Origin of the sequence: Bacillus cereus G9842, from assembly GCF_000021305.1 — a bacterium.
In the GTDB taxonomy this organism is placed as follows: domain Bacteria; phylum Bacillota; class Bacilli; order Bacillales; family Bacillaceae_G; genus Bacillus_A; species Bacillus_A thuringiensis_S.
In genome coordinates this window covers 1959515-1985039 of record NC_011772.1, presented here as the reverse complement: position 1 = coordinate 1985039, position 25525 = coordinate 1959515, and the positions used below count along the sequence as shown (strand labels likewise).

The following is a 25525-nucleotide window of genomic DNA, read 5'->3' as shown; positions in this document are numbered from 1 at the left end:
AAAACTTACAATACACACTTTCTTTATGCCTTACGTTTCGATTTACTTTTTTTATTTTTCTTTCGATATCTTGGAGTCTCTCTTTTATGTTGCTCCCACGTTTTATTAAATGATGGAAATTTAAATCTGCAATATGCTAATAGTTGAAATTCAGCTGCTCCTATGGCTATCGTATACATTAAAACAGTTCCTATTACATATCCAATAAAAGTATCAAACGCATAATCATTATGAAAATAAATCAAAATAAGAATGATTAATGCGTATATTGAAGCAACTTTCATCATAGTTCCTTTTGTTTTACTAAAAAAGGATACGGATCTTTCATCCATACTAAACGCACCTTCACTTGCCAATTTAAATGTATCTATTGTTGTTACAATATGAAAAATTACTGCTCCTAAATATAGCAAACATACATAATTCAACGTAATACGATCCATTGAATTATTAGCTATTTCAGAAACAACTAAAACTGTAAGTAATATAGTAGCCATTTGAAGTGCGTATAATAATACGACAAGTGTTTGTAGCTTTTGAAATTTAAATTGAGCTTTTGGAAATAAATATAAAATGAAAAAAATTACTTGCAGAGCATATAACAACACTTCCAGCTTAACAATTCCTATATTAAGGAGAACCATACAGTAATCCCAATCACCTGATACAATAATAGAAAAGACGGCTATTGAACTATAAAGTATTCCTCCAAACATAAATCCTGTAGCACCCTCAGGACTTAAACGATCATTACATGTCATCCTAAACTTATCTAAATCTTCTTCTTTTATATTCCACATCCTGACTTTTCACCTTCTATACAGTTTAAATAATTTTCATTCACTAAAATCCCATTACATTCCTAACTTTTTAAGTACATTCATCTTTGTGTAACTATATTCAGATAATATTATCTCTATATTAATTACCGTACATAATCAGAATACTTTTGATAGTTCAAATAGCCTTCTTTCTCCTCAAAAGCTCTAAATATTCTTCTCTCTTTCACTTAACCATATCCCTCATACTCTATTTTTGTTTCTCTGAAATTGCACTCACTTAGTAAAAACGTTACTGTCATCACAATTGTATCGAGATAATATAGCTTTAATTTTATCTTCAGAAAGGTGATAACCTCCCATCAACAATATGCTAGGAGGTTATTACAGTTATTTAAAATTTGTTTTTTATTTTAATGGATTCGATTTTTGCAAATAATAATGTTATTTAATTTGAGCAGCGAATATTAAAAACATACTGCTTAATAACTCGTAATTAAGTCTTCCCCCTCATATCTAGGGTCTTTCTCAACTTTACCATCTTTTGTTTTGATGACTTTTAGTCTACCTAACCACTCTGCTCCGTTATATGTCTCTTCACTTACCCATACATTATGCTTTTTACCATCTACCTCAACTACTAATGTGGGGTGTGTAAACATGAATTCCTTCTCTACATGCCTACCTACAATTTCTGCATGTAATGATGTACCTTCTTCAACTAATTTACTATTTTGATACCCTTCGATAATAGGTAATCCAATAAATACAAAGAGTATCAGTCCAAATACGATTACTTTCTTCTTTGTACTCCATTTATTCTTTTCTTTCAATTCCTTCTGTCTCGCTTCTCTTTCTTCGCGTTCATCCAAACTCTCATTTAAAGCATCTTCCCATGCCTTAATTTCCGCTTCGATTTCTGCTTCAGCTCTTGCTAGTTGTTCTAGTTGTTCATCGGTTGCTACCATCTCATATGAGTTGTCTCCAACCAAACGAATTTCAGCACCATTTCCTTTTACTTTTCGCAAGTCTTTTTCTGTACAATTAAACTCTCGAATGATTTCCCCTTGTGTGTTTACCAGTCTAACGTAAATGTTTTTTTTCTCCTTCTTCTTAAACATCTGAACTCCCCCTTATTTGTTTCCTATCATAGATAACCCTATTGCAATAAGATAAAGAAAACGATAATAAGGAAAGTCTTCCCTTTGCTTACTTGTGTTGTAGAACCTTCCAAGACAGCCCATATAAAAATTTGGAAAAGAAGAATACCTAGGAGAATATCAATTAACTTGTTGCTACTCTTCTTTAGTGGTTTTTCTTCTACTATCGGTTTTATCTGAACAGCTTCTTTTCTTATTTGTTTCGGTTTCTTTTTCTTACGTCTATGATTCACCCAACATACTCCTTTTAGAATAACTTTTTCCTAACTATAAAAATACCGAAATATCCCCATTTTCCATTTTATAAACCTGTCCAGGTATTACAAAATCTGTGGCTTTAATGGCGCCATCCAAAGGACCATATTCATTTATAAGACTGCGGCAATTCTTCATATTGGTCCCGTATACGTACTTAACCACATCCTTATTTAAAACAGGCGCAGGATTTAAAGCTAATACGTTTATATTATCTTCTTGATGTCTTAATGCAACTGTATTCGCTGCTCCGCCACCTAAAGAGTGCACTAGTAAAGTTATCTTCTTTCCTTTATTACCCGCCTTGACTTTTTCATAAAATTTTTCTGCTTGACTATACTGAAATTCCGCTAATGACCCCAATATAGGTGAATTAGTTAAATTATGCAGCCAAATTGCTCCATCGGTTGCTAAATAGCCTATTTGGCTCGGTTGGTTTCCAACGTATACAATGAAAATTTCATGCGTGTTTCTATCCTCTAAAGCATATGCCCCAAATCCAGTTACTGAATGAATATCATCAGAAACTATAAGATTAGCATTAAAGTTGTCTTGTAATTTCTATTTATTTATTCATTTATTTATTATTGGATCAGAATTATTATATTTTTTCTTGTGCATTATAATCATAAATATCTCTTGCCGATAATCTTAATTTTCCTACATCACTACTTAATTTATAATCTTCCTCGTTCGCCATATTCTCCCCCTTATATATATTAATGGCTTTCTTTAAATTTCTTTTCATATTGTAAATAATCTTTTTTTGATTTCCGATTATTTTCTTCTTTATTACGTAAATATGTTGTTATTTCTTGATCATGCCTAATCATATTATTTTCTTCATTTCTTTGTTTATAGCCTATCGAAATTGTTATCTCTGTTATTTCCATCGGATTTTCCTTTGTATCCTTAGCAGAATTAAATTCAATTAGTAGTGTTGCATAACTAAACTTCTCATACTTTAATTCTAAATTCCCATTAAATATCTCTTTAAATTGAATTTCTGATAAATTATAGCTTATCGTAGCTGGTTGGCTGAAGCTTTTTTTATTCACATTTGGTTTCAATTCTTTTATTCCTTGCACTCTATTAAGCATTAATTTTATATTAGACATATCTTTCCCTCGATTTGAAGCTTCTAGCTGTCCATTTTCGTATCTTATATCTGACTTGAATACAACTTCTTCTTTATATTGTGGGTTGTCACTATGTTTTTCATCCTCAACTGGAGTATTGACTTTCTTTTGTGCCTCACCAAAAAGAATATTATCTTTAATACTATAAATACCTTGCGTTGTTTGATAAACTACTCCTATTTGCTTATTATTATCCTCAATAAAAGTGCTATCCCTAACCTCTTCTTTCACATACACATACCCTTCATCACTCGCAGACATAACCGTCTTCATATCACCTGCCTTTACTAATCTCTCATACTCTATCTTCGTCTCCCCAAAACCACATCCACTTAATAAATTTGCTACTATTGACAGAACTATTATCATCTTAGCTTTCTTCTTTAACTTCATACTGACACCCTTATTCAATCAAAATAAGCTTTCCTCTTTCCATTTTTGGAAGAGGAAAGCTTATTTCCTTTTAAATTTCTTTTTTTCCCTTTATTTCTAACTCTTGTGCTTGTTGTTGCTTTTTATTTTTTTCAATTACTTTTTCAACAAACTCATTTCGCCACATTTTAAACTTAGCTGCGAATTGACCTTCAATTTTATTTCGATACCCTTCAAATTTAACCTCTGCAATATCCGTGTGGTTAAATAATTTATACGTTTCTTCGGTTAAACCCACTGGATGCAACACTCCACCATAATCATAGAATGTGTTTTCATCAAGTAATAAACCTCTCGTAGTGATTACATACTCCACATCTTCCTCTTCTTTAAGACCCAATCTTACAACACTGCCTAAAGGTAATACTTTATCCATATAGTCTTTCATATTAATTCACTGTCCCTTTTAGTACGCTAATTTTCTCTTCTATTTTTTGTCTTTTTTTCTCTAATTGACGGATACGATCAATAAATGCCTCACGTGTTTTTCCTTGTAATGTGCTATCAATACTACTCTCTAACCTTCTAATATCCCCCGTTAAAGATGCAGCTGCTTTTTCCAATTGCACTACAACGTTTATAATTTGTTCTCGTCCACCACTAGCTGGAAATGTACTATGAACTCTTGACATTATTGTATGTAAATCCACCTTCATTCCCCTCTCTTTTAAATTTATAAACTTGGAGTTTTAATAATATGAAACTGCTCCTAATTCTTCGTCTTTTGCAAACATAGAAAATACCGCTTCTGAAACATCGTCGTTTAATTGCTTTAAATCTTTTGATAACTCCTTCACATCTTTAGCAATTTCACCTAATAAAGAACGGTTTATCCCCCTGCTGTTGTCATTCATAAAAAGATTTAACAATGAGTGACGATGACTTAATATATGTTCAGATACAATTGCAGCTACATTTGTATCAACTACAAAATCTCCTTTAAACAAATCTAGTAAATCTTGCACGTAAGAAGCTGCAACTTCTTTTGCAATTTCTAAAATTTCACTTGTAGCTAAATATACTACAACACTTCCAGCTAAAAAATTTATAGCAGTATTAAATACAGACTCTAATACTTCTAAAACTTTTTCCTTACATTTCGCTAAAGTTGTTTCAATCCATTCTACAGCGATATCTATCGCTCCTTTTATTTCAACTGTAGCCATTATACTAAATTGGATTGCTTCTGCTGTAATTTGAGATTTTAGCCCTTCATACTTTGTATTTAATCTTGAAAAACCTTCTTGAACTTTATCTTTTAGCTTTTCAAGCTCCTTGCTACCTTGTACAATGTCCGAGTAACCTAATATTCCGTTTATAATAGTAGAAATTGGCGTTGCACTTAATATCAAATTAAGTGTAACTCCAGCTATCTTTTCTTCATGTATAGAAACTTTTCTATGAAATACATCATGTATAGTTCCTGTGTAAATAGCCCCAGCAGATTGAGCAAATTCCAGAAACCCCGGGATAGCATCCCACCCCGTGTCATTATCACTTGTTAGTTTATCAATCCATATTAGATGTCCATTCTCATCATAATCCTTCTCTGTAAAAGCATATGAGTGTCCTGCTTGATTCGGAATTTTATACATTCTTCCTGGAAGTGTGAAGTCTGCTGCCTTTATCCCAATATGTAGAGGATCATTCTGATTAATGATATTCCGAACATTTTTCATATCAAACCCATTACCGAATTTATCTACATCTCGATTTAAAACTGGAGCTGGATTTAGTGTTAAAACATCAATATCGTCTTTTTGATGCCTTAATGCTACTGTATTTGCAATACCTCCGCCCAAAGAATGTCCTGTTATACTAATAGTTTTACCATTAGCATATTGTTTCATTTTTTCATAAAATGCCTCTCCTTGGTCATATTGTTTTACTTTTAATTCATGTTCCCAATTACTAAATGCTAATTTATTTGCATTTGTTAAATTGTGAACACCTATCTCTGCATCTACTACTACATCACTATTGTTGTCTTTTCCAGGTTCCGTCCCAACATATGAAATAATAACTTCTCCTGTTTTATTATCTTTAAATGCGTAAGCAGCAAATCCGGTGTCTTTATCTTCTGCTGAATCTATTAGTCTTGCATTAAATTTTTTTTCTAAGAGATCTTCGTTTTTCTCTTCGGCATCCTCCCCAATATTATTATACGGTTCTTTGCCATCTCTAAAATTATATATATCTTGCCCAGCGAGCTCTAACTTTCCCATATCAGAGTTTATTCTTAAATCCTCTTTTTTTTCCACACCTTTCTTCAAAAAAATCAGCTCCCTTAGAATGATTTATTATTTTGAAAAGACTTTTCATAATTCACATAATCTTGCTTGGCTTCCTGATCATTATCCTTTTTACTACTAAAATTCACAGATATTTGCTGAGTATGTGTTAATAATTTTCCCTCACTATTTTTCTTTTCATATACAATTGAAATTATTAATTGTATTATTTGCATTGGATGCTGTTTCGTATCTTTAGAATCGTTAAAATTAAATACAATTGATGCTGTTTCAAAACTATCATATTGCAAATTCAATTTATCGTTAATTATTTCTTGAAATTGTGATTCCGTTAACGTAAAACCAACTGTATTTGGTTCATTAAATTTCTTTTTATTTCCATCTACTTTCAGTTGTAAACTCCCAACACCTTGCAATCTATTAAAAATTAGTTTTACATGTGAAACATCCAAGCTCGAATCAGTACTGTAACCCTTTCTATCTTTATACATGAACCTAGTGCTATATTTTTCTTCTTCTTTATATTTATTATCCTTATGTCTATCTTTTATGTTCTTAATATCACTTGTTATTTTTTGAGTGGTCTCTCCATACAATAAATTTTCTTTCAAATTATATATACCTTCAGTAGTTTGATATAGTGTATTATGAATTCTGTCATCACCATTTTTTTCTGTCGTAAAATCAATAACCCGTTCCTTCACATACGCATACCCATCATCACTCGCAGACATAACCTTTCTCATGTCACCTTCATCCAAAGCTTTGACAAATGGCTTATAATCTATTTGCTTTTCCCCAAAACCACATCCACTTAATAAACTTGCCACTATTGACACGACTATCATCACCTTAACTTTCTTCTTTAATTTCATACTGTCACCTCGTTAGTTACTCTAGGCATTTTTAGTTTCATTATGTTCCCTTTTTGATAGTAATACACTTCATCTTTACCTAATGGCGCTTCGTTGCTTATATATTTTATGTTGAAGATACTTTGATCATTTAATGGCATTGCGATAATTGCTGCTGTTAGCTTACTTCTCATTTTCATAGGTAGAGCTTCACGATTTCGGTCCATGTAGTCGTGGTGACCTGCTAATACAAAGTAAATACCTACTGTACGAGATAAATCAATTAAAGTCGCTGCATCCTCCATTTCTAAATAAACAAATTTACTAAACTCTTCAACATTTGTCATGATAATGAGTTGTTTTGTGAATGCAGGAATTTCTCTACCTTCTTGTCTTGCTTGTGCTAATTCAAAAGCTCGTTCACGAATTACTTCCATCCAATACTTCGCATGCATATTGATTTCATTTTCGTCTACAATGTAGTGCGTCACATCGTCTTTATATTGAACGAAACTATACTCTGCTGTATCCACCAACGTCACACTTTCAAAATAATCTTTATTCAATTGAGATAGGATGCTAGATACAATTTGTTTTCTCATACTATCATCTACACTATAAATCATTAAATGATCATTCACTGCAATATCATGAGCTACAACTTCTACGTTTGCAAAATCAAGCCCCATTGGAATTCTTGCTGCTTGTAGAGCTTTTGTAACGTCTTTATTTTTACGATAAGTAGCAATATCAATAATTTCTGGCATCATTGGAATTGCCTTCGGACGTTCTCCATCCCATTCTCGGTCCATATCATTTGCTTCTTGTTGTAATAATTGAATTTGCTGTAATTCATCTTCTGCTTTCGTAGGTAATGCAACCTGGAATAATGTGGGAGATTCTAGTTTTATTAACGCTCTTCCTGCTGTTTCTTCCACTTTTATATCAGATCTCCCTACAATACTAGCTACTTCACTTTGATCAATCATATATAGGCAAGTTTGGATTTTAATATTATTGTACAATTGAATTCTAAGTGCATTTTGTCGCCCTGCACTAATTAAGGTATGAATTCCTAAACTTGCACCATCTCGGACAATTTGCATAATTAGCATTTCAAAGCTTTCATAGAACTTCGCTTCTTTTACTGCATCATAATTGTCGATTGCAATAATAATATGTGGTATTTCTTTCCCACTTGCCTTTTCATACATTTCAATATTTGCAACGTCATATTCACTTAATAATCGTTTACGATTTTTCATTTCCTGAGTTAATCTTTCAACAAACTTTAAACATTTTTCAGATTCGTCAATCGTAATCGTATCCGCTACATGAGGTAATCCTTTTAAAGGTAGAAGACCATTTGTTCCAAGGTCCACTAAATACACATGCAAATGCTCCGGACTATGCTGACGAGCTATATCCATAATGACTGATTGTAAGAATGTTGATTTTCCGTAGCCTGGGCTTGAGAAGACCGCTACGTGTCCGTCTTTACTAATATCTAATGTTAATGGTGTTTGTGATTGTAATTCAGGCTGATCTAGTAGACCAACTGTTGCTTGTAATGGTTTCTTTTCTTTCGTCCATGCTTCTTTGAACTGAATTGCATGTAAGTCTTGTAAATATACGCTTTCTGGAAGTGGTGGTAACCACGGTCTAGCTAACGCTTCAATTTCATTTATTTCTGCGTAATCGTGAATGTAGTCAATAACAGCATCCAGTTCAGATGGTACGCTTATTACTTCTTTACTGCTACCAAGTCCACTTAAATCTTCACTTAATATTTCATATTGTCCTAGATCATTTATTGCATAGATTGTTGCGTCTAAATGTTCTTTATCCTCTTTGTTTTCTACATAGTCTGCTCCGCTCCAAGCTGATTGGAATAATTCATAAATTTCATTATTCCCAACTTGTAAGTAAGCACGTCCTGGTAATGTAATTTCAGCAGCATCCGGTGTTTTTAAAATTTCATTACTATCTGACGTATTTTGAACTTTTAGTGCTAGTTTGAATTTCGAGTTACTCCAAATTTGATCATCTACAACACCACTCGGTTTTTGCGTAGCTAATATTAAATGGATTCCGAGTGAACGACCGATACGCGCTGTTGAAACTAACTCTTTCATAAATTCTGGTTGTTCTGACTTCAGTTCCGCGAATTCATCACTAATTAAAAATAGATGTGGCATCGGTTCACTTACTAAGCCTTCTTTATACAGTTTTTGATACTGATTAATATGGTTTACATCATTTTCCCCAAATAATCGTTGTCTTTTTTGTAATTCAGCTTTAATTGATGCGAGCGCTCTCATACTTTGTGCTCCATCTAAGTTCGTAATTGTTCCTAATAAATGCGGTAAGTTTTTGAATAAATTCGCCATACCGCCGCCTTTATAGTCAATTAGTAAAAAGGCTACTTCGTACGGATGGAAATTAACTGCTAGAGATAAAATGTACGATTGTATAATTTCTGATTTACCTGAACCTGTTGTACCTGCTATTAACCCGTGTGGTCCGTGTGCTTTTTCGTGTAAGTTTAAGTTTACGATATCTTCTTTCCCACGTAATCCAAGTGGTACAGCTAAAGATTTATGCGCTGCATTTTTCTCCCAGCGACTTGTAATATTCAGTTCTTTTACTTTTTCAACGCCGTACATTTCTAAAAATGTTACGCTTTCTGGAATACTATTTTTTAAGTTTTGCAAATGATTTAATGGTGCTAATGCCCTTGAAATATCTTCTAAATTGAACCCTTTTGGCACATGATTTAGTTTAAATTGACGGTTAACAAGCTCTCCTTGCTCTAAGATGATGTTCCCTTGTTTTGCATCTCTTATATCTATTACCGTTTTCACATGCTCCGGTAAACTTTGCATAACATCTTGTACAAATACAAGTGATACACCTAATTGACTCGGATCATCATTAAAGAATTCCATAACAACATGGTCTAATATTAGTTTTTCATCTGTAATGAGAACGACATAGTGCGGTGCAAAGTACATTTTTTCATTAGTAGAACTTTTTTCATCTAGTTTTAATTTTCGTTCTTTCAATATTTGATACAAACTATTTAACACTTGATCACGGCTACGATCATGGTATACAAATCCACGTACATTTATATCGCGAACACTTCCATGAGGTAACCAGCGCATCCAATCCCATTTTTCTTTTTCTTCTTCCGGAAAAATAGTAATAAACTGCAAGTCATAATAACTATGGAATAAAGCCGTTTGTGCAACTAATAATTGTAATTGCTCTAACACTAAAGAGCGTTGACCAATATAACCGACTGGTCCATTCATTAAATCTGTTACAACTGGTACATCTTCCAATGATAGATAACGCTGTCTTAGTTCACGTGCTATATCAATTAATTCATCTTTCGTTTGACTAAATTCTTCTTCATTAAATTGAATTTCAAAACTCGTATTAGCTTGTCCTGTTCCAACGCTAAATGTTAAGAAATCATGATGTAACATTGTTTTTTCATAAATTCGAGGATTTACTTGAACTGCCATATTACGTATTACTTCTACATTTGGATTGTGATAATGTAATGCGTGACGCTGTTTTTCACTTTCTGCATGTAAATCTTTCGTTTTTTGTTTTATATACTCTCTATAGCTTTTATCTCGTTCAACAATGTCGACTTTATATTGCTTCAAATTTTTAATATACGATGTGACAGAAACAATGATTGTTACTAATGTCATCGCAATCGATGCGATAATAAACATTCCATATTTCATGAAAATAGCAAGTAATACAGTTACGACAATCATGACAAGTGAAGGTGCAATGATTCTTGCTAAATGCTCCGTTGGTTTTGATGGCATACTTGAAGGCTTTGCAATTGTCATTTTCTCTTCTGGTTCACGGTAAATAATACGTGGTGAACGATGATAGTCTGGATAACCACTTTGATAATTCGTTTCTGATTCTACTAAAATAGGTAACGCAGATTTCACTTTATCTTCTGAAGAAAGTACTTGAATGTCTTCACTACCAATCTCCAATAAAATACCATCAAAATATAATACGTCTCCTGATTCCAACATAACGCTATCTTTTAACTTCGTATAATTATGAAATACATCCCCGCCATACACGTTCACTTTAAAAGAATCGTACAACGTTTCGCGAGATAGCATTAAATCTACACTAGTCCCGGTAATAGAAATATCATCGTAATCGTTTCGACTCACTGTAAGAGAAAGTTTCGTTCCGATATCAAACACTTTAGTTGTGCCAATAATAGATATAAAGATTTTCAAGCTCACATCTCTTGTTTTTCCAATCTCAACTTCCTTATTGAATTCTATTAATTGATCCTGTACCATCCAAGCATTTACTTCATTATTCCACTTTAACTCTATTTCTTGTTCTAAACTTGGATTCGTAATATCATTTGTCCACTCTTTTCCAATCGACACTATTGATTGCTCATTTGGATGTAATGTGCACTTATATATTTTGTCTCCATAAGTCAATACTAATAGTTGCTCCATCCGTGTTCACTGCTCCTTTTCAACTGTCTCATCAAGTGCTTACTCTTTTTTCTCTGTGTCCGACAAATTTTTATCGCTTGATGAATTGCCATATTTCTTTTTATATTCATCTAATTGTTGCTCATATGTTTTTAACTTTTGATCACGTTCTTCTCCTGATAAATCCGGATTATTTTTCAGTGATTCAATTTGTTTAACAAGGCCGTACATAATAAGCTGAGGATCATCAAGTGTCTTAGCTAAATCTAATGATTTATCAAAATTACCTTTTCCGTTATACATCCAATACAGCAAATACTTTTCATCACTTTTCAAACTAATGTTTTTCATAATCGATTTCTTTTGAGCTTCACCTAGTTTTTCAGCTGTAATGTATGCAAATGCTAACTCATATTTAGATGCAATCGGTAATGATTCAAATTCCTCTTCATTTAATTGCGTAATGACTTTGTCATAATCAGTTGCTATGAAACTTGCATTTGCTTCTAACAATTTATTTTGATAAGGAAATTTTATAAAAGTGAAATATATTAAAGGAGCAGCTAAAATAACTGTCGCCGCTATGAAGGAAAAAGCTAAGTATTTAAACGATTTATAGCTTTTTTTAGGTACTAACTGCATATTTTTCTCTGTTTTTGTTTGTTCCTTCTCAAAGCTGTCATCAAGAAACTGCAGTAATGCATCTAAGCTTTCCATTTGAGCAACGGTCTGTTCAAATGTTGTTTCTTTTGCATCTTTTAGTAACCCAGCATACAAATCATCAAAGTTATGTTTTTGGGAGAATAAAGCAATAATTAGACACTTATATTGTGTTAAAAATTGTTCTTCTGATAACGGGGTTGGTGGAACAATATCTCGAATTCCTCTATGTATAATACTTGGTATTAAATTAGCATTAAAAACTATATTGTCTGGATGTAAAAAGAACGTGATTCGTTTATTCAAATATTTACGAAACTGCGCAACATTCCGAAGTAGTCTTAATTTCTCATTTCTTCCAAAACGGCTAAGATTGTCCCACTTATATAATTTTTTATCTACTTGATATAGAAACGTAAACATATCATCCGCTTCTTCTATTGTTAATGGTACAAATTCAGATGATACGCCCGTAATTATATCGAATTGACGGAAGTCTTTTATACGTGTTTGAGATTTGGTCATCTCCAATTTCCAATTTTCTTTTTCTATTTGAAATTGATAGTTCATTGCATCAATTTGAATTATTTTTTCCGTCATGTTTATCCTCTTCTCCTTTTCTTTATAACCCGTAATAACTTATTTTCAAATAACTAAAAGTAAAAAATATTCTTTATAAAACTTGCAAAATATCTCCATCTGTTATTTGGTGATCAATTAAACGATCATTATCTGTTAAAACAATTGACTTATTTTTCACTTTAATTACAAAATGTGAACCTTCATGATTATCAATCTTTAGCGTATCTAATAAGTTTTTCAATAAATATTTAATAGATTGGTGATTCGGAATACGCAAATCGTATGTATTTCCATTCCATTTATTAAAATCTACTGTGACATTAATATGTGTTTGTATTGCCATCGCTTTACCTCCAACTTTTACGAAGAACCGTATAAATACCGATGCAAATAAGTAGAATGCCGCCGCCAAATAATAATATTATTGTTATACTAATTGGCTCTTCATTCATTGTTTCATTACTCGCTACTTCATCTGCACTTTTTCTGACAATGTATTCACTGCTAAACAAACTATTTTTCGTATCTTTAACACTATTATTCTCTTTTGGTTTTGTAAAAAGAGAATCTCGCAAAGCTTCCATATCTTTTTGTTCTTTCTTTTTCTTTTTCTCAATTTCTTCTTCTATATCTTTGTTAAATAACTCAATCGATGCTTTATCTAATTCTGTTTCCTTATGTTCCTTTTTATTTTTTTCTTGGTCGCTTTCTTCAAGTCGATCCACTTTAAACTTAATCTTCCCATCATCACCAAGATAACTGTCAGCCGCGCTCCTTATCGGTAGCGCGACAAACAGTAAAAGGATAGAGAGAAATGATAACTTAGCCACTATGCTCCATTGTTTGATCATTTACTTCTTTTTCCTCCCATTTCTTATGCCATACAAATAGATTACTAACCAATCCAATAATGGCAATTACAAACAATACGACAAAAATAACTTTCCCAGTATCTTTACCACTAATAAAATCATTTAGAAAACTTTCTATATACTGAAGCGGTGAGAATTGACGTATCTTTCCGACAGAAGACATTTGATCTACTTTACTTCCAACTGCCTCAGTTAAAAATAGGTACATGCTTAAAAATACTAATAGTATAAACATTCCTACCATTTTTATTTGTCGTAATAAGTAGGTTGAGACCAATACAAACGCCATCATAATAAATGTGATGAACGCAATCCATAGTAAACTTTGATCCTGACCGAACTTTAAAAGACGCCCAGAAATGATACCTATACTAATCCCTTCCACAATTGATATACCGAAAGCTACTACTGTAGTTGGTACATTCATATCAATTAATGAGAATTTCTCTTCAAAATGATCTGATTGCATTCGTTTCTTTTCTTGATTCGCAATTGCGTATGCTGTAAATAATGCAACAATGAAACAAGTTAATACAATTAAGTACGGTGTAAAAGCATTACCTGCTACAATTACTCCATCATTTTGCTTTTGAACTGGACTAGCTAAAAAGTCATATAGCATCTCATTTTGACGATCTCCAATACGGCTATTCGCTAAAATTTTCGTAAAGTTTTTGGAGAATGATTTATCATCTTCCATTTTCTTCGTAAAGTCATTTAATAATAAATCAGCTTTTGAAACAATTGTCGTTCCGCTGTCTTGAATTTCTTTTGCTTGTCCATTAATTTGATCAAATGTTTTATATACATCGTCTGAAGTTGCTAAACTATGCTTCGAACTTTCGACCAATGACTGACTTTGCATCATTAATGATTTAATACCAGAATCTAACGATAAAATAGCTGTTTGCTCACCAGCATGATTTGTTGTTAATACTTGCTGCTCTTCAACTAGCTTTAAGCTATTCTCACGCCATTTCGCTAAACCTTTTAAATACTCTCCTAAATTTTCATTCATACTAGTTGCTTGTTGCGTCGTTCCATTTAATTTCTCCGCTAGTAGCATAGAATTTTGATCCGCACTAGTAATAGATTGTTGATAAGAGTTTATTTTTTGTTTTAAACCTGACATATCTTGTTTTATTTCTGTAGTAATACTTGATGAAACAAGATTTGAAATTAAATCAATTAAGCTTTGTTTATTTAATACGTAGTACAAAGATTGATCCGTCGCAATTGCATCTAAACTTCCTTCTTCTAACTTAGGACCTACATCTTTCGTTCTTAAATCAATCCCATAATACATTTCGTAAAGGCTCATTAAACCTTGATAACTTTCGACTGTATCTACTGCTTCTTTAATTAATACACTAGAAGTAATATCTGTTATTTTTTCTGTTTTTTGATGTATAACTTGATTCGTTGTACTTTCAATAACTTTACCGTTATCTGTTCCCGTTTCGCCTCCTGGATTTCCTCCGGTTCCGTTATCTGTTCCCGTTTCGCCTCCTGGATTTCCTCCGGTTCCGTTATCTGTTCCCGTTTCGCCTCCTGGATTTCCTCCGGTTCCGTTATCTGTTCCCGTTCCGCCTCCTGGATTTCCTCCGGTTCCGTTATCTGTTCCCGTTCCGCCTCCTGGGTTTCCTCCAGTTCCGTTATCTGTTCCCGTTCCGCCTCCTGGGTCTCCTCCGGTTCCGTTATCTGTTCCCGTTCCGCCTTCTGGGTTTCCTCCAGTTCCGTTATCTGTTCCCGTTCCGCCTCCTGGGTTTCCTCCAGTTCCGTTATCTGTTCCCGTTCCGCCTCCTGGGTTTCCTCCAGTTCCGTTATCTGTTCCCGTTCCGCCTCCTGGGTTTCCTCCAGTTCCGTTATCTGTTCCCGTTCCGCCTCCTGGGTTTCCTCCAGTTCCGTTATCTGTTCCCGTTCCGCCTCCTGGGTTTCCTCCAGTTCCGTTATCTGTTCCCGTTCCGCCTCCTGGGTTTCCTCCGGTTCCGTTATCTTTCCCTGTTGTGTTTTCCATTTTTTTAATAATAGGCGTTTTAGCATTGTGTACTAACGGCATTATGCCATACTGTGATTTATGAACCACATTTTCCACCTTGCTATTTTCCGTTTGTGTTCCTTTATCTTCTTTATTAGGTTCTTCTTTCTCAGGACTAGTTTCTTTTGTATGAGTCCCACTCAATTCCCATTGCCACATTACAGGAGAGAAAACATCTATATTGATGTTTGGATCTTTTAACTTCACATGCAGATCAATCTTTATATCCCCTTCATTACGAGGAGCTATTGTAATTTCTCCTGCTTCGCTTTGTAGAAAGTCACTTGTACGATCCACATCATCAATATATAAAGCTTCTGTACTTCCATCTAATTTAAATTCTTCTGGAATCTTTATCTTCAAAATTTGCGGCGATTCCATTTTAATTACTTTCGCAGTATCACTAAATGTAATTCTCTCTGTATAAAGTCTATCCTTCACTTCTTTAATTGCGTTTCCTAAAGATATTTTATTTACAGGATCATAATAAAAATTATTTTCTTTATTATATTTTTTTGTAAATTGAATTACATTTTGCAGTTGTAATTTCGTCGCATCTGGTAAATCACTTTGACCGATTTCTTCCATGTTTAAACTAGGTAATTTCGCAATTAAATTCTCGATTTGTTTCTTTATTCGAGCATCTGGTTGTTTCATTAATGTATTTATGAAAATTTCTTGCTTTCCATCATTCGACATAGATTGCTTTAACTTCTTAATTACCGTCTCTTGAATATCACTTTCTAACTTTCCTGCAAGTTCTGTATCATATTCAGATACTTGTTTTTTTACATCTGCTAAATATTTTTGAACTGCTGAAGCATCAGTTAAAATATTTGGTTCTTTCTCTGAAAACGTAAATTGATTTGAAATACTTTTATTAGCTGATTCCAATGCACTTAATTGCTTTAAAGCATCGCCTGTATTCATATCATTCATATATTGATTGAATTGATTTGTGAAATTATTCGCTAACAAATTGTTATCAGTTTGCATTTTTTGAAAGTTATTAAAACCATCTAAGTACGTACTGTTAGATTTATTCCCTTCATCTAACGCTTGACCGAAACCTTTTAAAACATCCTGAAATCCTTTGAAACTATTAACAGAAACACCTGTATAATCTTGTACTGTTTTAAATTGATTTGTGTAATTTGCTAACGGACTATGTATATCTTTTTTATACATAGTTGTTTGAACGTTTCCTTTTTCAATTATTTTACCTATATTATCTTGTGCACCTTGTAGCTTACCGATAATACTCGCAAAATAAACGTCGATTATTTGCTTATTGAAATCTTCTAAAATAACAGAAGCTGTATTTTCTGCCTCAGCTTTCAAATCCTTATTCCCAGTTGCATTTACTTTGTAGTTTAACGTTAATTTCTCCGGAATCTCTGAATCAATCGCAACTGCTTTCCTAGAAAAATCATTTGGAATAACAATCATCATATTGTAATTATTATTTTTCAATCCATTTTCTGCTACCCCGCGACTAACTACGTACCATTCTTGTTTCGTATTTTTATTTACATTTTTAACAAATTGATCTCCAAACGCTATTTTATTGCCCTCAAAAACAGTGCCCTGATCTTCATTTACCAACGCAACTGTCATTTTTGGTGTAGTATTCTCATTAGCTTTCTTAACATTTTGATTTAATGCTAAATAGGAGACCCCTGTTGATAGTACAAGAGCTAAAATAATAAACAACAAGATGCTCCATTTGAACTTTTTCACAACTTATCACTCCTGCGACTGCGAGTCTATCTAATGAAAGACTTCGTATCTTACTCTAGTTTTAAAGTAATTTAGCCATACAACGTATGGTTGCATGGCTAAATTATATATTTCTTTTTATCTGTCTTATTGTAGACCGAAATTACGAGAAAGATCTTCGTCATGTCTAGCAACAGCTTCTGCAGTTTTATTAAGCTGCATATTAATTTCTTGTAATAACTGTGCGAAGTTTTGTACTTTTGGCTTTAATTGATTGAACTGTTGGTCAAAACCTTCGAAAGCACGACCTTCCCATTCTCCTCTTAATTCATTTTGTAAGTTTTGTAGTTGACGTAAAATGTCCTCAATTTGATTTGCACCTTGTCCATATCGAGTAGCTTTCGATTTAAGTTCCTCTGGTGACATACGAATTTGTCCTGCCATTATTAAATCCCCCTTAAAATTTAAAAATAGTAAAATTAACCAATAATCAATTCTACAAATTGATTATATCAATAATTTAAAAATTTCTAAACAAAAAAATGATATTTTTCCAAAATTTCTCTTTTACTATAATAACGATATATTGTATAATAGTAATTTATTTATTTTTAAGCATACACTATCAATCTACTATAAAATAAAGGCAAACCATCTATTTTATATATTTATAAGGACTTATTGGCTTTAAATTCCAGCGATAAAGTAGCCACTAAATCATTATTTTCTCTTCTCCCATTCCGACTATAATACTCACTTCAAAGTCATAATTACCTGCCTTTCAACAAACCCAAACTCTTCGTACATCTCTTTTGCAAAATTCCCAGCAAATACATTCAACCTAATTTCTGAATACTTCTCCTTTAATTCCTTAATACCACCTTCCATCAGTTCTCGCGATAATCCTCTCCCGCGATATTCTGGGAAAACGTACAATTCATATATAAATCCAAGTTTTTCACGAGAAAAATAGTCTGTATTTTCCCCTATTAATATCCATCCCATTACTTTATTTTCTTCTTTAATGATTAAATAGTATGCTCCTTTTTCTACAATCGGCTTTGTAATTTCAATCGCTTTCTCGATACTTAATTGACAATTCCCTCTCGTCCCTTCAAAAAGCGATTGAGCCGCATATTTTAATATTTCATTGGTATCTTCTTGATTCGCCTTAATTATCATTTTTCACAACTCCCCTTGAATAATAGGCATTACTATCCCTTGTTCAAGATTCTCCGCTTCCATAACAATTGCCGTTAATCCTTGTTCTGTACTTGTTTCATGAAGCTCTCCCTTCTCCCAAAACACAGCTTGTCCCGCTTCTATCTTTACCTTTTCCTTATTTGCCCCACACACATATCCTACTCCGTCCACAATAAGAAGCAGTTGAGATACAACTGCTTCATGACATCCGATTATTCCATTGGCTTGTAAATGCATAGCACCGATATGTACATTTCCTTGATGGTTTACTATTTTCGACATGATGAAATTAGATTGAAATACTGATAAGTGCTTTCCTACTTTTTCACTAAAATCAAAAGTTTTCATTACTAGTCCTCCTTATACGTATAAAACCATCCTTACTGTCTGCATCATATGTCCTTCAAAGTCTTCTTCAAATTGCTCTAATTCAGCAAAACCTTTCGCTTCATAAAAGCGTTTTCCTTTTTCATTTGCAGCTTCTACATGTATGTACAATTTCCGTATCCCATTTAATGCCTTAATCCCTCTTTGTAATAAAGCACTTCCGATCCCTTTTCCTTGCTGATCTGGTAACAAATAAATTGCCCCTAATTCTGCTTCGTTTTGTAGTCTAACAGGTGAAAAGTTCGCAAATCCTATTACTTCTCCCTCTTCTTCCGCAACGAATAAATGTGTATTTTTAAGGCGATATTTCATTTTTTCATCAGAATATGCCTCGTCTAAAAAACTATCTTGAATCTCTCTCGGAATAATGCCTTCATATGTATCATGCCAAGCTATTTTCGCTACTGATTGTACAGCCTGAATATCTTCTTGCTTCATTTCTCTAATTATATATGTCATCTCGATGTCTCCATTCTCTTTAAATTATATTCTGCTAATATACTAGAAGAAACGGCAGAACCATTTTCATAATTGACCTTAATTAATTTTAACTTTTCAATCGAAGCTGTTGTAACATCAAAATTCTCATATATATACTCCATCACACTTAAAAAATGAGTTGAATTCAAATGATTCGCAATCGTACAATGCGGAACCCATTTTCCTGGTACATAATATGAATTTGAATTATCATGAAAAGTTTTGAAATGATCATGATAAAAATGATGAAGTCTCAATAAATCATCGGTAACAGTCGGCGCTAGAAAAACCGTACCGTTAGTAGGAAAAGTTCCAACAGAAGGAAAAGTGACTGCAGACATGTTTTCTTGAATAGCTACAAATTCCTTTAATTTTTCAATATACAAATTAACATCCAACTCATTATAATCCGCAATCGTTATATGAGGTTCTACTCCAGCTAATTGATTTGTTCCAATTACATTTGTTAATTTATTTTGTAATTCTGTAATTTTATTAGTAAACACACGATCAAATGTAGCAATGATAGCGTACAATCTTTCTCACCCCTTCGTTACACATAGCGCTTCCCATTCTTCACGAATCATGCCCATTCGAATAGAATCATAGTATGTTCCGTTATAATAACGACACTTTCGCATTCTACCTTCTAAGCTCATTCCTATTTTCTCCGCTACTTTCATCATTCGTTCGTTACCAGACCAAGTCGTGAGCCCTACTCTACCAATTTCCATCTTTTCAAATAGCAAATCTCTATATAATTTTAACGCTTCTGTACCGTAGCCACCATTCCAGTAAGTTGGATTATAAATAACAATTCCCATCTCCAACCAACGCGTCGGTTTATGCTCCCAATAAAATCCGACCGTCCCTATAATTTGACCGTTATTTTCTATAATTAAATTTGACAGTGGTTCTTCTTGCAAACGAGTTTGCATCTTCTCTTTATAGGAAGAGTATTCTTGCATTGAGAACGGGAAATATGGCGCATCCCAATTCTTCCATTCTGGGCTTTCTTCTTTAAATATGATATTCCATAATGTTTTTATATCCGATTCTTCTATTGTACGAATTGTAACTTTCTTTCCCTTTAATACAACGTTTTGCATAATTCCCTCCTGCATTCCTCTTTATTTCATATATAATTATAATATTTTTTCAGAAAAATCAAAACTAATATCATTTATTATATTGTATAATTTTGTTATTAGATACCAATTATTGATTTAGAAAGCTGGTGATTCAGTGAAGAATCGATTTAGTATTGCTTTATTTCTCACTATTGTTACGACAAATATTATTCTATATTTCTTCTTACCATCAAATATTGTTACGAAATGGGACTTTAATGGAACGCCTACATCAACAATGGATAAAAGCACTTTTGTAATCGTAAATATAATTATATGTTCCTTCTTATTCTTTGTATTTTTAGCTTTATCTAAAGCAGCGAGTAACCAGAAATTTCTCCATTGGATCGGCAACACAATGTTACTATTCTTATTTTTTGTCGATATTGTCATCGCCCTCATCGCTCTTGGCTTTTCACTTCCTCTTGATCATTTCATATTTTTAGCATTAGGGCTTTTATTTATATTAATAGGTTATTTCAGTTCCAAAATTGATACGACTAAATCAACCGTTTCATTAGAATGGAATGATAAGCACCTTGAAAAAAGAGCTTCAAATATTAGTAGTATTTCAATGATGATAGCAGGTATTTTTTTAGCGATACTTCCTTTTATCGTTTCTGCTCCCTATAGAGGTTATGCTATACTAGCAATTCTTTTAGGAATGACGCTTATCATTCTGCCGAGTACGATTTATTTACTTATTAAAGACAGCAAGCAATCTACTCCTTTAAAAAAATAGGAGGTTATATCCCTCCTATTTCAGCTTAATGTTTTATTTTTCACTTTTTCTATCTCAACTAAAATCCCTTTCTCTATCCAACCCTCTACGCCATCTTTTTTAATTAAATCATATCCTGAACAGCTATCATCAATGAGAGAAACGATATCTCCCTTCCTAACGCTTATTTGCGCACAAGAAATATCAGTTTTCACTGTATATTCACCTGACTTAAGTTGTTTCATATATTCATTTTTTACAGTGAGCACATTATTCGTTTCCTTTTGTTTACATACGGTGTAATCTTGCATCTTCTCGATAGGCTCTATGTAATAATACGGATATGTCACTCCGCCCTGCATTTCTGAATTCGCATTAAAATCCGCTATTACTTCGTACTCTGGAAAATAGTCTACATATGTATAAGAAAACGTATCGTCCGTTTGTTTCCTCTGAATAATAAATACGTTTAATTGCCCTGCTTCTTTAATTGCATTTCCTCCATCAATCGCAATAATTTTTTTCTCCTTATCAATAACTGGATTATTAGACGGTGCTTCTTCAGAATAGTTCACGACAGGCCAATGACCGACTATTACATACTTATTTGCTTTATGTGATTGATTGAAAAACTCCGGCATTGCTATCGCATTTTTGCGCTCAGTTTCTTTCCAATCTACTCTATCTTCTAGACCGGCATGCACAAAAATATAATCTTCTGTTTCAATCGCTGTTGGCAACTCTGTTAGCCAATATAGTTCTTGTGAAAATTCACTTAACAATGCTTCTTTCACTTCACGAATTGAAGTGCCCTCATGAACTGAAAAACCCAATTGCTCTAGCCATTCATTAAAAATTGAATGCTTCCTCGTACATAAATAATTAATAAGACCAGGATTTTCATTTAGAAGAGCATCAACTAAAACTTCACAATTCCCTTCAACAACGTGAACCTTTGAATTGTTCTTTACAAGATTCATAACGTAGTTTACTACGCCTACGCTATCTCGTCCTTTCTCGCAAAGATCTCCATTAATAATTAAATAATCTTCATCTTTAAAGTTAACTTTATGTAGTGCTTCTTTTAAAAGATTTAATTCTCCATGAATATCAGATATGACAATAACTCTAGCATCATTAGGGATTGATAGTTTCTTTATTTTTTTCAAGTATAAGCGCTCCAATCATTCTCTTTATTAAATTAAAACAATTCGACAAAATACACTATATAACTTTTTCAAATACATATACCATAACTTACAACCTATTTACGGTTCAATAATAACTTAATAAATAAGAAGAAGTTGCTCCCAACTTTTGCGGGACAACTTCTTCTTATTATTATTTATAATTCTTTATGAAAAGAATAACTCACCTTATCATACCCTTCTCTTTCATAAAAACGATGAGCATCAATTCTTGAAAATGCTGACGTGAGGGTGATAGACTCACATCCGTTTTCCTTTCCCCAGTTCTCTATATACGAAAGTAATACATTTCCATGTCCTTTTGAACGATGTGCGTCTGCCGTTACAAGGTCATATACGAAAACGTGCTTCTTATTATAAAAGTTCGTACAAATCGCTACACCTGCAAGGCTAACAACTTCATCATCTTCATTACGCAGCGAGAATAGTTTATAATTTTCTTCTTTCATATTTCGAAATAAAGTGCCTGTTTCCTCTTTTGAAAGTTGTGTTCGTAATTGCTGTAAAACAGGTAATACTTCATGTAATTGCTCTTCTGTTACTACTTCTTTAACATTCATTTTTAACTCTCCCTTAACTATTTATTTAATTTTCTAAATGTTATATCATTATTATAGAAAGTGACTGCCCTTTACTTAAGTGGCAGTTTAAGTATTTTTTATAAGGTCAGTTTTAAAGGAGAGTTTTATATGGATTTTACTATCCCATTGCAATTACAAAGTAACACACCTATTTACTTGCAAATTTACGAATATATAAAAGCTGAAATTATACAAAGGACTATTTCTGTTGGCACACGTCTACCCTCACACAGAAATTTAGCATCACAACTTAATATTAGCCGCATTACTGTTGAATCAGCTTATCAACAATTATTAGCTGAAGGTTATGTAGAAAGTAAACCGAAACGTGGTATTTTTGTAGCAAATTTCGATATTGACGTTATCCCAAATAAAAAACGAAATGCAGCAAAGAAGACGAGCAATTTGATAGACGAAAAATTCGAATACGATTGTAGCCAAGGGCTTATTGATCAAAATAAATTTCCGATTACAAATTGGAAACGGGCATTACAAGAATCCATACTTACATACGAAAATGCACTATTTGCCAAAGAAGACCCTCAAGGTGAATTCGCTCTTCGAGAGCATATATCAACATATTTATATCATTCTCGCGGTGTACATTCTTCACCTGATCAAATTGTGATCGGTGCCGGAACGCAGCCACTTCTCTGGTTACTACTTCAACTGCTTGGCCCTACAAAAGAATACGGCATTGAAAACCCTGGATTTCACCGTATACACGCAATCATTAAAAGCTGTGATAGACAAATCCATCCCATACCATTGGATGAAAAAGGGATTAATATTTCTAGCTTATACAATACAAATGCCAATGTCGCATACGTTACACCATCACACCAATTTCCACTTGGGATTATTATGCCTTTACCTAGAAGATTAGAATTGTTAAAGTGGGCTAATGATTGCAATGGATACATTATTGAAGATGACTATGACGGAGAGTTTCGCTACGCTGGTAAGCCGATTCCTTCTTTACAAAGTCTTGATTCAAATGAACGCGTTATTTATATGGGGACTTTCTCAAAATCTTTTTTACCTTCTTTACGAATGGGATATGTTGTTTTACCACCACATCTTTTAAAAATATATCAAGAACTGCATGGAATTTTTAAACAAACAGTGGCTACAATACAACAACTTGCTTTTGCTAACTTTATACAAAGCGGGAATTGGGAACGTCACCTTAATCGGAGTCGTACACTATATAAAAGAAAACATCATGCGTTAGTAAAATCCATTATGAAAGAAATGGGGGCTAATGTTCAAATTCTTGGCGAACAGTCCGGACTTCATATTGTATTATGTGTACATAACAGTATGAATGAAAATGAACTGATTGAATCCGCTAAAAAACAAAGCGTTAAATTATACCCACTTTCTCCATATGATTTCATGAATGATTTACGCAAGGAATCATATGTATTACTCGGTTTTGGTAGTATTCCGGAAAATAAAATTGAGACGTTGGCTACATTATTGAAAGACGCTTGGTTCCCTAGTTGCAAGGAAACTTGTTAACAGTGGGTTTAACTTGTAACATACTAACAATTCAACAAAATAAAAAAGAAGGTTGTTCCAAAATAACTTTTTGGACAGCCTTCTTCTAGTTACTCACCTGACCTAGCTTTCCTTCCCGGACGTTTCACACCAGTCGTTTCTGTTGAATAGGAAGCTTCAATTATAGCGGTTGGATCTACAGAGAGAACGAGATCTTTCATTTTCGGATAAATGAATCGGTTTGTAATGCAATAAATGATTCTCTTATGCTCCCCTAAAAAACCACCTTCTCCATGTAGATACGTAACAGATAGTTGCAATTCTTTCATAAGTAAATCGCCTATTTCTTTATTCTTACCAGAAATAATCATAACGCTCTTACCTTGATTAATACCATCTAATATAAAATCAATCATCTTCGTAACAATATAGAAAATTGCTAATGAGAACATCGCTTGTTCGATTGAAAATAAAATTGCAACAAAGATGAAAATAACTGCATTTACTGCAAGTAAAAATGTACTAATTGGTACATTAAAGTGTTTATTCATCCAAACTGCTAACATTTCCGAACCGTCAATTGCTCCACCCATTTTAACAACAATCCCAACACCAATTCCGAACAGCACTCCACCATAAAGTACAATTAATAACTCAGAAGTCGTAATTGCTGGAAATGGTTTTAAATAAATTAATCCGAGTGTTGTAACTACATTCGCATAAGATGTACGGATAAAAAATTTCTTTCCCATTACTTTTGCAGTAAATAATAAAATTGGGATATTAATTCCTAAGAAAACGCCATAAAGCGGCAATCCTGCAACTTTATTTGCCATAATAGCAATAGCCGTTACCCCGCCATCTACTAATCCATTAGGTGCTAAAATAAGCTCTAATGAACCTGCTACTATAATTGAGCCAATTGTTAATAATACGTATTCAAATACTTTCTTCATTCATTACCCCCAAAGCTTATATATTTTCTTAGTATTATTTTAACGTAATTTTTCTGCTAAGACAAAGATATCAGTTTATATACACAAAAGTTTCACCTTTATCGCTATTTTT

General features: G+C 33.1%; 22 protein-coding genes and 4 pseudogenes. 2 read left to right on the top strand and 24 right to left on the bottom strand.

The annotated features are described in order from the left end of the window. Nucleotides 1-23: 23 nt before the first annotated feature. From BCG9842_RS10025 to BCG9842_RS09930, 21 genes and pseudogenes are all read right to left on the bottom strand, one after another. Nucleotides 24-800, bottom strand: a complete 777-nt coding sequence (locus BCG9842_RS10025) for a hypothetical protein (protein WP_000267129.1) — start codon at nucleotides 798-800, stop codon at nucleotides 24-26. Nucleotides 801-1261: 461 nt separating this feature from the next. Further along, the gene (locus BCG9842_RS10020) at nucleotides 1262-1900 is read right to left on the bottom strand and encodes a hypothetical protein (RefSeq protein WP_000473572.1); all 639 of its coding nucleotides are present in this window, start codon (nucleotides 1898-1900) and stop codon (nucleotides 1262-1264) included. Nucleotides 1901-1912: 12 nt separating this feature from the next. Continuing rightward, nucleotides 1913-2172: pseudogene (locus tag BCG9842_RS10015) on the bottom strand (hypothetical protein). A 37-nt stretch (nucleotides 2173-2209) separates the two neighbouring features. Then, nucleotides 2210-2894 (bottom strand): annotated as a pseudogene (locus BCG9842_RS31900) (lipase); the annotation flags it as partial. A gap of 19 nt (nucleotides 2895-2913) precedes the next feature. Beyond that, a complete protein-coding gene (locus BCG9842_RS10005; RefSeq protein ID WP_000768453.1) occupies nucleotides 2914-3726 on the bottom strand; it encodes a DUF3952 domain-containing protein in 813 nt (270 codons plus the stop codon). Between the two features lie 70 nt (nucleotides 3727-3796). Next, nucleotides 3797-4153, bottom strand: coding sequence for a DUF4176 domain-containing protein (locus BCG9842_RS10000; RefSeq protein ID WP_000656384.1), 357 nt, complete (start codon nucleotides 4151-4153; stop codon nucleotides 3797-3799). 1 nt (nucleotide 4154) lies between these two features. Beyond that, nucleotides 4155-4415 (bottom strand): hypothetical protein, encoded by a 261-nt coding sequence (locus tag BCG9842_RS09995; RefSeq protein ID WP_000363098.1) that lies wholly within the window; start codon nucleotides 4413-4415, stop codon nucleotides 4155-4157. Between the two features lie 39 nt (nucleotides 4416-4454). Beyond that, entirely contained in the window at nucleotides 4455-6038 is a 1584-nt protein-coding gene (locus BCG9842_RS09990) for a lipase family protein (RefSeq protein ID WP_000715953.1), read from the bottom strand. 14 nt (nucleotides 6039-6052) lie between these two features. Continuing rightward, the gene (locus BCG9842_RS09985) at nucleotides 6053-6892 is read right to left on the bottom strand and encodes a DUF3952 domain-containing protein (RefSeq protein WP_000768496.1); all 840 of its coding nucleotides are present in this window, start codon (nucleotides 6890-6892) and stop codon (nucleotides 6053-6055) included. Further along, nucleotides 6889-11118 (bottom strand): annotated as a pseudogene (gene essC / locus BCG9842_RS09980) (type VII secretion protein EssC); the annotation flags it as partial. The gene BCG9842_RS09985 and the pseudogene essC, both read right to left, overlap by 4 nt. Continuing rightward, nucleotides 11113-11394: pseudogene (locus BCG9842_RS32015) on the bottom strand (FtsK/SpoIIIE N-terminal domain-containing protein); the annotation flags it as partial. The pseudogenes essC and BCG9842_RS32015, both read right to left, overlap by 6 nt. A 39-nt stretch (nucleotides 11395-11433) precedes the next feature. Beyond that, nucleotides 11434-12633 carry a type VII secretion protein EssB gene (gene essB, locus BCG9842_RS09975; RefSeq protein ID WP_000136616.1) on the bottom strand — a complete coding sequence of 400 codons (1200 nt, stop codon included), beginning with the start codon at nucleotides 12631-12633 and terminating at the stop codon, nucleotides 11434-11436. Between the two features lie 73 nt (nucleotides 12634-12706). Then, on the bottom strand, nucleotides 12707-12958 hold the full coding sequence (locus BCG9842_RS09970) for an EsaB/YukD family protein (RefSeq protein WP_001007566.1): 252 nt from the start codon (nucleotides 12956-12958) through the stop codon (nucleotides 12707-12709). Between the two features lie 4 nt (nucleotides 12959-12962). Next, nucleotides 12963-13466: a type VII secretion protein EssA gene (gene essA / locus BCG9842_RS09965; RefSeq protein WP_000595655.1), complete on the bottom strand. Its 504-nt coding sequence runs from the start codon at nucleotides 13464-13466 to the stop codon at nucleotides 12963-12965. Then, nucleotides 13438-17265 carry a type VII secretion protein EsaA gene (gene esaA, locus BCG9842_RS09960; protein ID WP_000713838.1) on the bottom strand — a complete coding sequence of 1276 codons (3828 nt, stop codon included), beginning with the start codon at nucleotides 17263-17265 and terminating at the stop codon, nucleotides 13438-13440. The genes essA and esaA overlap by 29 nt, the downstream gene beginning before the upstream one ends. Nucleotides 17266-17391: 126 nt before the next feature. Continuing rightward, nucleotides 17392-17688 (bottom strand): WXG100 family type VII secretion target, encoded by a 297-nt coding sequence (locus tag BCG9842_RS09955; protein WP_000918601.1) that lies wholly within the window; start codon nucleotides 17686-17688, stop codon nucleotides 17392-17394. Between the two features lie 309 nt (nucleotides 17689-17997). Next, a complete protein-coding gene (locus tag BCG9842_RS09950; protein ID WP_000584235.1) occupies nucleotides 17998-18426 on the bottom strand; it encodes a GNAT family N-acetyltransferase in 429 nt (142 codons plus the stop codon). A gap of 3 nt (nucleotides 18427-18429) precedes the next feature. Continuing rightward, nucleotides 18430-18795, bottom strand: coding sequence for a hypothetical protein (locus BCG9842_RS09945; RefSeq protein WP_000846433.1), 366 nt, complete (start codon nucleotides 18793-18795; stop codon nucleotides 18430-18432). 12 nt (nucleotides 18796-18807) lie between these two features. Further along, nucleotides 18808-19293 carry a GNAT family N-acetyltransferase gene (locus BCG9842_RS09940; protein ID WP_000221053.1) on the bottom strand — a complete coding sequence of 162 codons (486 nt, stop codon included), beginning with the start codon at nucleotides 19291-19293 and terminating at the stop codon, nucleotides 18808-18810. Then, nucleotides 19290-19850 carry a 2'-5' RNA ligase family protein gene (locus BCG9842_RS09935; protein ID WP_000270898.1) on the bottom strand — a complete coding sequence of 187 codons (561 nt, stop codon included), beginning with the start codon at nucleotides 19848-19850 and terminating at the stop codon, nucleotides 19290-19292. The genes BCG9842_RS09940 and BCG9842_RS09935 overlap by 4 nt, the downstream gene beginning before the upstream one ends. Nucleotides 19851-19856: 6 nt before the next feature. After that, on the bottom strand, nucleotides 19857-20423 hold the full coding sequence (locus BCG9842_RS09930; RefSeq protein ID WP_001181859.1) for a GNAT family N-acetyltransferase: 567 nt from the start codon (nucleotides 20421-20423) through the stop codon (nucleotides 19857-19859). A 136-nt stretch (nucleotides 20424-20559) separates the two neighbouring features. On the opposite strand from BCG9842_RS09930, the gene BCG9842_RS09925 reads away from it, so the two are divergent. Then, on the top strand, nucleotides 20560-21186 hold the full coding sequence (locus BCG9842_RS09925; RefSeq protein ID WP_003300956.1) for a DUF1648 domain-containing protein: 627 nt from the start codon (nucleotides 20560-20562) through the stop codon (nucleotides 21184-21186). Nucleotides 21187-21206: 20 nt separating this feature from the next. Here the strand turns inward: BCG9842_RS09925 and BCG9842_RS09920 are convergent, their stop codons facing one another. Both BCG9842_RS09920 and BCG9842_RS09915 read right to left on the bottom strand, forming a co-directional pair. Continuing rightward, entirely contained in the window at nucleotides 21207-22334 is a 1128-nt protein-coding gene (locus BCG9842_RS09920; RefSeq protein ID WP_000721382.1) for a metallophosphoesterase, read from the bottom strand. A 176-nt stretch (nucleotides 22335-22510) separates the two neighbouring features. After that, nucleotides 22511-22933 carry a GNAT family N-acetyltransferase gene (locus BCG9842_RS09915; protein WP_001101124.1) on the bottom strand — a complete coding sequence of 141 codons (423 nt, stop codon included), beginning with the start codon at nucleotides 22931-22933 and terminating at the stop codon, nucleotides 22511-22513. 129 nt (nucleotides 22934-23062) lie between these two features. Here BCG9842_RS09915 and pdxR point away from each other — a divergent pair, with 129 nt between their 5' ends. Further along, nucleotides 23063-24478, top strand: coding sequence for a MocR-like pyridoxine biosynthesis transcription factor PdxR (pdxR, locus tag BCG9842_RS09910; protein ID WP_000348043.1), 1416 nt, complete (start codon nucleotides 23063-23065; stop codon nucleotides 24476-24478). Nucleotides 24479-24567: 89 nt separating this feature from the next. Here the strand turns inward: pdxR and BCG9842_RS09905 are convergent, their stop codons facing one another. Beyond that, the gene (locus BCG9842_RS09905; RefSeq protein WP_000755126.1) at nucleotides 24568-25413 is read right to left on the bottom strand and encodes a YitT family protein; all 846 of its coding nucleotides are present in this window, start codon (nucleotides 25411-25413) and stop codon (nucleotides 24568-24570) included. Nucleotides 25414-25525 lie beyond the last annotated feature (112 nt).

Bases quoted from the DNA above. Each gene is read 5' to 3' on its own strand.
- pdxR (WP_000348043.1), top strand. From the start codon at position 23,063: ATGGATTTTACTATCCCATTGCAATTACAAAGTAACACACCTATTTAC.
- BCG9842_RS09940 (WP_000221053.1), bottom strand. From the start codon at position 19,293: ATGACATATATAATTAGAGAAATGAAGCAAGAAGATATTCAGGCTGTA.
- essB (WP_000136616.1), bottom strand. From the start codon at position 12,633: ATGACGGAAAAAATAATTCAAATTGATGCAATGAACTATCAATTTCAA.
- BCG9842_RS09915 (WP_001101124.1), bottom strand. From the start codon at position 22,933: ATGAATGTTAAAGAAGTAGTAACAGAAGAGCAATTACATGAAGTATTA.
- BCG9842_RS09970 (WP_001007566.1), bottom strand. From the start codon at position 12,958: ATGGCAATACAAACACATATTAATGTCACAGTAGATTTTAATAAATGG.
- BCG9842_RS10025 (WP_000267129.1), bottom strand. From the start codon at position 800: ATGTGGAATATAAAAGAAGAAGATTTAGATAAGTTTAGGATGACATGT.
- BCG9842_RS10020 (WP_000473572.1), bottom strand. From the start codon at position 1,900: ATGTTTAAGAAGAAGGAGAAAAAAAACATTTACGTTAGACTGGTAAAC.
- BCG9842_RS09955 (WP_000918601.1), bottom strand. From the start codon at position 17,688: ATGGCAGGACAAATTCGTATGTCACCAGAGGAACTTAAATCGAAAGCT.
- BCG9842_RS10000 (WP_000656384.1), bottom strand. From the start codon at position 4,153: ATGAAAGACTATATGGATAAAGTATTACCTTTAGGCAGTGTTGTAAGA.
- BCG9842_RS09945 (WP_000846433.1), bottom strand. From the start codon at position 18,795: ATGAAAACTTTTGATTTTAGTGAAAAAGTAGGAAAGCACTTATCAGTA.
- BCG9842_RS09930 (WP_001181859.1), bottom strand. From the start codon at position 20,423: ATGCAAAACGTTGTATTAAAGGGAAAGAAAGTTACAATTCGTACAATA.
- essA (WP_000595655.1), bottom strand. From the start codon at position 13,466: ATGATCAAACAATGGAGCATAGTGGCTAAGTTATCATTTCTCTCTATC.
- BCG9842_RS09985 (WP_000768496.1), bottom strand. From the start codon at position 6,892: ATGAAATTAAAGAAGAAAGTTAAGGTGATGATAGTCGTGTCAATAGTG.
- BCG9842_RS10005 (WP_000768453.1), bottom strand. From the start codon at position 3,726: ATGAAGTTAAAGAAGAAAGCTAAGATGATAATAGTTCTGTCAATAGTA.
- BCG9842_RS09905 (WP_000755126.1), bottom strand. From the start codon at position 25,413: ATGAAGAAAGTATTTGAATACGTATTATTAACAATTGGCTCAATTATA.
- BCG9842_RS09950 (WP_000584235.1), bottom strand. From the start codon at position 18,426: ATGATAATTAAGGCGAATCAAGAAGATACCAATGAAATATTAAAATAT.